Source organism: Nocardioides abyssi (assembly GCF_030412915.1).
Lineage (GTDB): Bacteria > Actinomycetota > Actinomycetes > Propionibacteriales > Nocardioidaceae > Nocardioides > Nocardioides abyssi.
Window position 1 is genome coordinate 1 of the sequence record NZ_JAUHJR010000248.1, and the last position, 235, is coordinate 235.

Here is a 235-nt window from a genome sequence, read left to right on the forward strand (position 1 = left end):
AGCGACGGCGCTGGTCGAGGTCGCCCACGACCGCGTCGGCACGCAGGAGCGCCTGGGCCTCCCATACCTTCGACCACTTCGCGTAGTACGCCGCGTAGGAGCCGATCGTGCGCACGCGCGGCCCCTGCTTGCCCTCCGGGCGCAGGTCGGCGTCGACCGCGAGCGGCGGGTCGCCGCCGGGGAGGCCGAGCAGGCGGCGCAGCTCGTTGGCGACCGCCTGGGCGTACGACGACGC

At 75.7% G+C, this 235-nt stretch carries 1 protein-coding gene; it reads right to left on the bottom strand.

All coding sequences use genetic code 11. The features are described 5' to 3' along the window. A partial coding sequence (locus tag QWY29_RS20655) for a hypothetical protein (protein WP_300963091.1) occupies positions 1-235 on the bottom strand: 235 nt, incomplete at both ends.